The organism is Pseudomonadota bacterium (genome assembly GCA_039028935.1).
Taxonomy (GTDB): domain Bacteria; phylum Pseudomonadota; class Gammaproteobacteria; order Steroidobacterales; family SZUA-146; genus SZUA-146.
In genome coordinates this window covers 1-9,027 of record JBCCHD010000069.1, presented here as the reverse complement: position 1 = coordinate 9,027, position 9,027 = coordinate 1, and the positions used below count along the sequence as shown (strand labels likewise).

At 57.8% G+C, this 9,027-nt stretch carries 9 protein-coding genes; 5 read left to right on the top strand and 4 right to left on the bottom strand.

Features of this window, described 5'->3' with window-relative positions:
- Window positions 1-3: 3 nt before the first annotated feature.
- Window positions 4-1,098 (top strand): homoserine O-succinyltransferase, encoded by a 1,095-nt coding sequence (locus AAF465_17115; protein ID MEM7084446.1) that lies wholly within the window; start codon window positions 4-6, stop codon window positions 1,096-1,098.
- A 151-nt stretch (window positions 1,099-1,249) separates the two neighbouring features.
- On the opposite strand, the gene AAF465_17110 is transcribed toward AAF465_17115, so the two are convergent.
- The gene (locus AAF465_17110) at window positions 1,250-1,423 is read right to left on the bottom strand and encodes a hypothetical protein (protein ID MEM7084445.1); all 174 of its coding nucleotides are present in this window, start codon (window positions 1,421-1,423) and stop codon (window positions 1,250-1,252) included.
- Window positions 1,424-1,666: 243 nt separating this feature from the next.
- On the opposite strand from AAF465_17110, the gene AAF465_17105 reads away from it, so the two are divergent.
- Genes AAF465_17105 through AAF465_17090 form a run of 4 tightly spaced genes read left to right on the top strand, consistent with a single transcriptional unit; the run spans window position 1,667 to window position 6,109 of the window.
- Window positions 1,667-4,162 carry an AsmA family protein gene (locus AAF465_17105; protein MEM7084444.1) on the top strand — a complete coding sequence of 832 codons (2,496 nt, stop codon included), beginning with the start codon at window positions 1,667-1,669 and terminating at the stop codon, window positions 4,160-4,162.
- A gap of 2 nt (window positions 4,163-4,164) precedes the next feature.
- Entirely contained in the window at window positions 4,165-4,752 is a 588-nt protein-coding gene (locus AAF465_17100) for an SRPBCC family protein (GenBank protein ID MEM7084443.1), read from the top strand.
- Window positions 4,749-5,834: an A/G-specific adenine glycosylase gene (mutY, locus tag AAF465_17095; GenBank protein ID MEM7084442.1), complete on the top strand. Its 1,086-nt coding sequence runs from the start codon at window positions 4,749-4,751 to the stop codon at window positions 5,832-5,834. Before AAF465_17100 ends, mutY begins: the two co-directional genes overlap by 4 nt.
- Window positions 5,831-6,109 (top strand): oxidative damage protection protein, encoded by a 279-nt coding sequence (locus AAF465_17090; GenBank protein MEM7084441.1) that lies wholly within the window; start codon window positions 5,831-5,833, stop codon window positions 6,107-6,109. Before mutY ends, AAF465_17090 begins: the two co-directional genes overlap by 4 nt.
- A 123-nt stretch (window positions 6,110-6,232) precedes the next feature.
- On the opposite strand, the gene AAF465_17085 is transcribed toward AAF465_17090, so the two are convergent.
- From AAF465_17085 to egtD, 3 genes are all read right to left on the bottom strand, one after another.
- Window positions 6,233-6,745 carry a PEP-CTERM sorting domain-containing protein gene (locus AAF465_17085; GenBank protein MEM7084440.1) on the bottom strand — a complete coding sequence of 171 codons (513 nt, stop codon included), beginning with the start codon at window positions 6,743-6,745 and terminating at the stop codon, window positions 6,233-6,235.
- 340 nt (window positions 6,746-7,085) lie between these two features.
- Entirely contained in the window at window positions 7,086-8,261 is a 1,176-nt protein-coding gene (locus AAF465_17080; protein MEM7084439.1) for an aminotransferase class V-fold PLP-dependent enzyme, read from the bottom strand.
- A partial coding sequence (gene egtD / locus AAF465_17075) for an L-histidine N(alpha)-methyltransferase (protein MEM7084438.1) occupies window positions 8,248-9,027 on the bottom strand: 780 nt, incomplete at its 5' end. The genes AAF465_17080 and egtD, both read right to left, overlap by 14 nt.

Below are 9,027 nucleotides of genomic sequence, written 5' to 3'. Positions count from 1 at the left end.
CGTATGCCGCTTGTTGCTCACTCCACATTGCCCGCGTTTGCACGTCTCCAGGCTGACGGTCAGGAGGTGGTGCCGCTGGCGCGCGCCAAACAGCAGCACATTCGTGAGCTTCATGTGGGTGTGCTCAACATGATGCCCGACGCCGCGCTGGAGGCCACTGAGCGACAGTTTATGCGTCGCTTAGGATCGAGCAGCCGCATTGTGCAGCTGTATGTGCACCTGTTTACAGTGCCAGGCCTATCCCGAGGGCCAGCCGCACAGGCGCACATTGATCAATACTATCAAGATTTCAACGACATCAAGCGCGAGGGCCTCGATGCGCTGGTCATTTCGGGCGCGAACGTGACGCAGCCAGATTTAACCCAGGAAGCCTTTTTCCCGCACATGCTTGAAGTGTTTGAGTGGGCGCGCACGCATGTGGCGTCGGTGATGTGCTCGTGCTTGGCGTCGCACGCCCTGTGGCAACACGAGTATGGTATTCGGCGCACGCGGTTGCCCTACAAACGCTGGGGCGTGTTTCGCCACCGTGTACAGATGCGCGCACACCCGCTGGTGTCCAACATTAATACGCGCTTTGACACCCCGCATTCGCGCTTCAACGATGTGTCCGTCTCTGAGCTACAGCAGGCCGGCGCACAAGTGCTCGTGACGAGCGAAGACTGCGAGGTGCTGCTCGCAACCAGCGCCGACGGCCTGTCGGCGATTTATCTGCAGGGGCACCCCGAATACGACACATTGAGCCTCGCCAAAGAGTACAAACGCGAAGTCTCGCGCTTCTTTTATAAAGAACGCAGCGACTACCCGGCGTTACCCATCGACTATCTGAGCCCGCCTGCGCGTGATTTGCTCAACGGCTTTCGCGAAGCGGTGATTTGTGCCGCTCGCGAAGGTGGCGACTTACCCGAATTTCCCGAAGATGCCTTGCTCAATCTGGTGGACAACACCTGGGCAGACACCTGCAAAGCGATTTTTGCCAACTGGTTGGGGCTGGTGTACCAAACGACGCACCAAGATCGTTGCAAACACTTGATGGACGAGCTCGATGCCGACGACCCTATTGGCTGGCGTGCGCGCATGGCGGAGCGCCAGGAAGTGTAAAAAGACGTGGCAGGGGACGCATTGTCGAGCCGTAGAAACACAAAACCCCACTCGAGGTGGGGTTTGCAAAAGGAACAACTTGTATACTGGGTGACGGAAAGCCCGACGGATAGTTGGCGCGAACGCTTGCCGGTGGGCTGTCCGTCCGAAATTAGTTGATATCCCACTCCTGGCGGACTTTGTCGCACCAGCTTTTGTAATCGTCGTAGGTGGCGACCGGCAAATCGGTACCTTCTACTTCCGCGTCGTCAGCTTCCCCACGAACTGAGACGGCGTCGTTCAAATCGTGGGAGGGCAGTCCCGGTGTGGCTTTAAATTGATTCATTTGCGCTCGTCTCCTGCTTCACTTCGAGTATCAACAGAATACGTAGTTTTGCCGAAACACTCAGTTAACCAGTTCACAACCTTCACGGGAAAAAGACTTATTTTTGGGTAATTTAGCGCTTGATTTGTCATTAACACGGCTTATGTCTAACGTTGAATGGCGTGGCCACAATGACACAAAAATTTTCAGTTTGACGCAGGTTGAACACGCGCGCACCCGCACGGTCTATCGACTCACCAGATTATGAAAACTCTCTTTAAAATTCTTGCAGGCTTTGTCGGACTTCTACTTGTTGCCGCCCTTTGCCTTGCCCTGTATTTCCGCTTTGTGTTTGACCCCAACGACCTGCGTGAACAGATCACACAACGCGTGAGCGATCTAACCGGACGTGAGCTGGTGATCGAAGGGGATCTCACGCTCACGACCTTTCCATGGATACGCATCGGCATTGGTCGCACCACCTTAAGCGATGACCCCGCCTTTGGCGAAGGACCGTTGCTCGCGTTTGATCAGGCCAATGCCAGCGTGAAGTTGATGCCGTTGCTCAGCAAACGCATCGAACTGGGCACCACCTCTATCGATGGCGGTCAAATCAAGCTCACGCGACTGGCCGACGGGCGCACCAACTGGTCCGCCGTATCCGGGGGCACGCGCGCGACTGATGCGCCCGACAGCGAAGCAGCATCGGGCTTTGCGACCGACTCACTCGGCGCCATCGACATCACAAATGCCACCATCGTGTTCAACGATGAACTGCCCAATGCCCAATTCAACACACTCACACTGAGTGAGTTTGCGTTGCGGACCGGCGAGCTGCGGCCGGGCACGCCGTTTGATGTGACGCTTACCACACGATTGGCGGCCAACGACGTGTCGCTTGATGTCGCCATTGACGCCGCCACGCAGCTGTTTGACGACGCATTGACCCTGGACAATCCAGTCGTGACCCTAAGTGGACGTCACTACGCCGTGCCGTTCGAGCAATTCTCGATTGAATTAGACACCGACACCGTCACGCTTGGCGAGGACACCGCGGAGGTGGGGGCGGGTACCGTGACGTGGGCGGTGTCCGGTGGCCAAGACGGGGCAGCCAAGCTCGCCTCGGGTGCCGGCTCACTCACGACGGACGCGCTGTCGATGAAAGAAGGCATGGTGACGGTGCAAACACCGGCGCTGGATTTTGAGTTTGCGTTCACCGAAGGCGCGCTCGGCGCGGCCAACGGTGCGCTCAACGCGGAGTCAATACGCCTTAAGGATCGCGCTGAGCTTACGATCGTTACCGCCGCGCTAGCGGCGACGATGAGTGGCGAGGGTGTGCCGGATGGACCGCAAACCGTTAACGTCGGCGCGGATACCGTGGCGCTCAATCTCGACTCGGGCGCGCTGCAGATCAACGCGTACACCGCCGAGGGGTTTGGCCTCAAAGGGCGGGGTACTCTGAGCGGCCGCAATGTGCTTAAGGCCGCGACGTTGAGCGGGCCGGTCACCGTCGAGCCGTTCAATTTGCGACAGCTGATGACCCAGCTGGGCGTTGATCTGAATACGGCCGATGATCAGGCGCTGTCGCGGGCCGGTGGGAGCCTGGCGCTGCGCATGACGCCAGCCGGACTCGAGCTGCGTGATATTGAAGCGACGCTTGACGACAGTCAGATCACTGGGTTGATCAAGCTCACGGGCCAAACGCCGGAAGTGAGTGTGAGTCTTGACCAACTCACGCTCGACGGGTATCTGTCGCCCCCGGACGCGATCGATGGGCAGGAACGTGCCGTGGACACCATCGAGCTGCCGGCGCAAACACTGCGCGATTTGAATCTCAAAGGCCAGCTTCGCATCGGGGATCTCACGGTAGGGGGAATCGAGTCGAGTAATGTCGAGGTGGAGCTCAATGCGACGAGCGGGCGGGTCCGGTTGTATCCGATCCGGGCAGCGCTCTATGGCGGCACGTACAGCGGTGACATTCGCCTCAATGCCGACGGTGAGCTTCCACAGCTGGCGTTGAATGAGTCCTTTAATAATGTCGATTTTGGTGCCTTCAGTCAGGCACTCGCTGGCAGTCAGCGTCTCACTGGCAAGCTGACCGGCTCGCTGACGATGACGGCGCAAGGGCATAACACGCGTGATTTGAAAGCCACGTCCAACGGCACAGCCTCCTTTAATTTCGCGGACGGCGTGCTCGACGGCATTAATGTGATGGAGACGGTACGCAATATCGTTGCGGCGGCCAACAAAGAGCCGCTGGTGGCCGATGAGCCCAATCGCACACCGTTTCGTGTTGCCAAAGGCACGGCCGTCATCACAGAGGGCGTGTTGAGCAACGATGATCTGCAAATCGATATGCCGTTGATGCGGGTGAGTGGTCGCGGCACGTTGGATCTCAACACCAAGGCGATCAATTATCGCGTTGGGGCCAACGTGGTGCAGGAGGGCGACATTCCGCTTGAAAAAGAGCTACGGTTTATTGCCGACTACACGTTGCCATTGGTGATTGGTGGCACGTACGACGCCCCGCAAGTGGACAAAACCAAAAGTATCACCGATTTAGTCGCCCAGTACGCCAAGAAACGCCTCCAAGATTCGCTGTTGGATAAGCTGGGTTTAGGGGGCGGTGATACGGTGGCCGCGCCTGAGGAAGGCGAACCGCTCACGCCCGAAGACAAAGCCGATCGTGACGAAGAGTCGATCAAAGATGAGCTGGATCGAAAGCTCAAAGACAAACTCAAAGACCTGCTGGGGGACTAACGGTGAAACGTCTGGGGGTTATGGCGCTGCTGGTTTGGTGTTCGTCGGCGATCAGTGCGGCCGAGTTGGATTCCATCGCCGTCTCGAGCGAGAGCAAACGGTATTTCGTACGGTCCGTCGCCACGCTCGATGCGCCGATTGAGGCGGTGTACGACACGCTGATCGATTTTGATAACTACGAGCAATTTTCCAGCGCCTACGATGACGCGCGTTGGCTCGTTCGTCATGACGACGACAGCGGCGAAATTTATACTTACACGCGTGGCTGCATCCTATTTGTGTGTCGAGGCTTCGGGCGCACTGAAACGGTGAAAGCCAAGCGCCCAGTCTTTATCGAAACCAAAGTGGACCCCGCCCGCAGCAAAGTGCGCTACGGCGTGTCGGTTTGGCACATCGAAGCGGCGGGCGACCAAACCAGAATTCAGTTTGCGCTCGATTTCGAACCCGATTTTTGGGTGCCGCCGTTGATTGGCCCAATTGTGGTCAAACGCTATCTACGCAAGGGTGGCGCGGATGCGCTCATTCGTATTGAACAACTGGCGCAGCAGCGGCTGGCCGACGCAACGAGCGAACCCGTCTCATCACCATGACCGATTCGGGTCTGCCACCGCACGTTCCCTCGGATTTTGCCGACAGGCTGCTCGACTGGTTTGATGGGCATGGGCGACACGATCTGCCGTGGCAGCACAATCCGACGCCGTATCGCGTGTGGGTCTCAGAAATCATGCTGCAGCAAACACAGGTGACGACCGTAATTGGGTATTACGAGCGATTTATGCGTCGATTCGACACCGTGGAGGCGCTGGCCGATGCCCCGGTGGATGAAGTGCTGCACCTTTGGACAGGGCTTGGTTACTACGCACGTGCCCGAAATTTGCACAAGGCCGCTCAGCAGGTGGTTGACCAGCACAATGGCGTCTTCCCCCGCTCACTCGAAGGACTCGTGGCGCTACCCGGTATTGGTCGCTCGACGGCCGGCGCGATCTTATCGTTGTCGATGAATACCCGCGAGCCGATTCTCGACGGCAATGTCAAACGCGTGCTGGCACGTCACTTTCGCGTAGCGGGTTGGCCGGGTAAACGTGATGTGGTGAACGCACTGTGGGATCTGGCTGAACACACCACCCCGACTGAGCGCGTCGCCGACTACACGCAGGCCATCATGGACCTAGGTGCGACCCTGTGCACGAGATCGAAACCCGAATGCGCGCGCTGCCCAATGCGCGATACGTGCCGCGCGCTGCATGAAGACACGCCCACCAATTACCCGGGCAAGAAACCCAAAAAAGCCAAGCCGCGACGTGAAACGCGCATGCTCCTCGTAATGAGCGAGGGGCAGGTCTTGTTGGAGCAACGTCCGGCGAGTGGCATCTGGGGTGGGTTGTGGGGGCTGCCCGAGCCCCGTTCCGACGAAACACCGCTCGAGGTAATTCGGCGCCTAGGGTTCGCGGCGGTCGATGCGCCGCAAAGCCTGCCACCGCTGGTGCATGTGTTTAGCCATTTTGAATTGACGATCAATCCCGTACGGGTTGAGGTGGCCAACGGGCGAGCATCGGGCGTCGTGGCCGATCGCGAGACGCTCTGGTATAACATCGACAGGCCCGCCCAGGTGGGGCTGGCCGCGCCGGTGGTCAAGCTGCTGGATCAATACACCAAACAGGAAACATCATGAGCCGAACCGTTCAGTGCATTGTGTTGAAAGAAGAAGCCGAAGGTATGGACTACGCGCCGTATCCGGGTGAACTGGGCCAACGCATTTACGACAACGTGAGCAAGGTGGCTTGGCAGCGCTGGTTAGGTCATCAGACCATGCTGATTAATGAAAACCGACTGTCCCCAATCGAGCCCAAATCGCGCGCATTTTTGGTGGCGGAAATGGAAAAATTCTTTTTTGGCGGTGGCTCGGATAAGCCGGATGGTTACGTTGCGCCGTCTGACCCGACGTAAATACGTCATACCGGCTTAGGCCCGGGTGAGCGGCCGATATCGATGGCCTGCATCACGCAACTATTTCGACCATAAAAAAGCCCCGGCATAGCCGGGGCTTCTTTGGGTGCGGGTCGCTTCTTATTATTGTTGCTTACGACGGGCCACACCGAGACCCAAAAGCCCCATCCCCAGAAGTACTAATGTCGCGGGCTCGGAGACCGCGGCAGCGTTAATGCGCCACACGTAGTTGGTGTATTGCGCACCGCGCGCGTTGTCGCGCACGTAAGCCGAGATATCCGTGTAGTAAGTCCAACCCGGACCGGCGTAACCATCCTCAAGCAGGTCGACGCTAAAGTCATCCGCGTACTCATGACCGCCGGCGATTCGAATGATCGAGTACCACGCGGTGTCGGTGATAGTGCTGGCGTCCTGCGAACTGTTGGTCGAAATACGATAATCCGATGCTTGACCGCCGAACAGCAGCGCAGCCGCCTCAACACCGGAGTACACGTCGGGTCGAGTAGTCCACCAAGGGCCATCATCCACCTGAAAGCTGCCCACGAATATGGGTGAGGCCATGGCACTGATGGGGAACAGCAGCGACACGGCAACCGTCGCGAAGGCCAGTCGTAATGTGTTTGAGAATGTTTTCATTATTGTGTTTCCTTTTTAGTCGGCAAGCCTGAGCTTGCTTAATCCATGCAGAGTCGTTGACGATGATCTGCGCAGTACTTTGCAAGCGATGTGCCAACATTGAAAAACGCCCGGTACGTCGGGCGTTTTGACAATAAAAACGTAAGTGTTATGTCCGCGCTGTAAACCACGCCGACAAATAATCCCCATAGCATTCACATAATTACGGCCGTTGAGTTAACTAAATGTGTTTGACTGCTCAGCATTACAGGGCACAACGAAACGAACGTTTCGAGTGGTTTGAATCGTACTGTAGGGACTGGGCTTGGTGTGACCGAGCAATGGTGTTTACGCGGCAGTATTAGGCGTCAATCAGGTCGCGCACCGTGTCGATTTCCGACTGAGTGTTGAAGTAGTGCACGCTCGCGCGCGCCACCTCGGGCAGGTTGCGCACCCCAAGATCAAGCTGGGCATAACTGCTGGGCGTCACGGATATATTGATCTGGTGTGTAGCCAGGCGGGCTTTGAGTTCTGTGGGGGTTTCGCGTTCGGTAGTAAACGTGACGATGCCGCTTTTGTGTTGCCCAAGATCGTGCACCGACACACCTTCGATGTCGGTAAGCTGCAACCGCAGATAGTCGGCGAGCAGCGACACGCGTGATGCGATGCGTTCAAGGCCAATGTGCATCGCATAGCGTGCGGCGGCGGCCAGGCCGACGCGACCCGCCACAAAGCTTTCAAAATTCTCAAAGCGCACTGCACCGGGTGCCCAGGAATAGCCCGTCGCACTTTGCCAGTGGGCCGAATGCAAATCGATGAACACCGGCGACAGCAAGTCTTGCACCGCGCGTTTGACGTATAAAAAGCCCGTGCCGCGCGGGCCGCGTAAAAACTTGCGTCCCGTGCCCGAGAGCATGTCGCAACCCAGAGCGTCTACATCGAGCTCGAGTTGTCCGGCCGACTGACACGCATCGAGTAAGAACAGCACGTTGTGTTCTCGGGCTAGGGCGCCGACCTTGGCGGCGGGATTAATCAGGCCACCTTGGCTGGGCACGTGCGTGAGCGCAATGAGGCGAGTGCGCGGTGTGATGAGCGTGGCCATTGCGTCGACATCCACCTGGCCGTGTTCGTCGGACGGCGCCACATCGATCTCAATATTGAGTCGCTCGGCGAGCTGCATAAGCGCCAAGTAGTTGGAGGCGTATTCGGAGGCGTGGGTTAGCACGCGGTCGCCGGGCTTAAATGGTATCGAGTAAAACGCCATGTCCCAAGCGCGCGTGGCGTTTTCGACAAAGGCGATCTCGTCAGATTGTGCGTTAAGCAGCTCGGCAAACGCCGCGTAAAATTCTTCCAAATCCGCGGCCGCCGCCGCCTCATACCCGCCGAGGGTCTGCTCGAGATCGAGATGCGAGAGCACCGATTCGTACACCGGCTGCGGCATCAGTGACGCGCCGGCATTATTAAAGTGAATGCGCGACACGCAGGCAGGAGTGTCGGCGCGTAAGCGCGCAATGTCCGCGTCGTTAAGCGCCGTCATAGCGGTAGAAGTGCACGCTGAATAGCTGCTGTTCGTCGACCCACACATGTTGTTGAGCGAAGCCAGCCTTCGCTGCATGGTCGGCAAACTCGTCGACAGTGAACTTGTGCGAACACTCGGTGAGAATGTACTCGCCTTGTGCAAACTGCACGGCGTGGTGACCAATATTCACGGTTTGCTGGGCCTGACTCACCAGATGCATCTCAATGCGGCCCATCGCCTCGTTATAGATCGCGCGATGCGTAAAGGCATGCAGATCGAAATTGGCGTTGAGTTCGCGGTTAATACGCTTAAGGATGTTGAGATTGAACTCGCGTGTGACGCCTTGGGCATCGTTGTAGGCCGCCTTTAGCACGCCGTTGTCTTTTTTTAGATCCACGCCGATCAGCAAACCGCCGCCGGCCTTGGCGATGCGCGCCATGGTCTGAAGCAACGCGTGCATTTCTTCCGGGTAAAAATTGCCGATGGTGGAGCCGGGGAAATACACGACGTTGCGCTCGGGCATCACTTCGGGCGAGGGCAGGGCAAATGGTTGGGTAAAGTCGGCACACACGGGCAGCACTTCGACGTGCTCGTATTCCTCGGCAATGCGCTGCGCGGCGTTCACCAAATGATCTTTTGAGATTTCAACCGGCACATAGGCGGCTGGCGCGTGCATGGCGTTGAGCAAACGCCCGGTCTTGGCGCTTGAACCGCTGCCAAACTCAATAAGCGAGGCGCGCGGACCGATTAGGTCTGCCATCTCGCCCACATGGCGGCGCATTAT

Bases quoted from the DNA above. Each gene is read 5' to 3' on its own strand.
- AAF465_17085 (MEM7084440.1), bottom strand. From the start codon at position 6,745: ATGAAAACATTCTCAAACACATTACGACTGGCCTTCGCGACGGTTGCC.
- mutY (MEM7084442.1), top strand. From the start codon at position 4,749: ATGACCGATTCGGGTCTGCCACCGCACGTTCCCTCGGATTTTGCCGAC.
- AAF465_17115 (MEM7084446.1), top strand. From the start codon at position 4: ATGCCGCTTGTTGCTCACTCCACATTGCCCGCGTTTGCACGTCTCCAG.
- AAF465_17090 (MEM7084441.1), top strand. From the start codon at position 5,831: ATGAGCCGAACCGTTCAGTGCATTGTGTTGAAAGAAGAAGCCGAAGGT.
- AAF465_17080 (MEM7084439.1), bottom strand. From the start codon at position 8,261: ATGACGGCGCTTAACGACGCGGACATTGCGCGCTTACGCGCCGACACT.
- AAF465_17105 (MEM7084444.1), top strand. From the start codon at position 1,667: ATGAAAACTCTCTTTAAAATTCTTGCAGGCTTTGTCGGACTTCTACTT.
- AAF465_17110 (MEM7084445.1), bottom strand. From the start codon at position 1,423: ATGAATCAATTTAAAGCCACACCGGGACTGCCCTCCCACGATTTGAAC.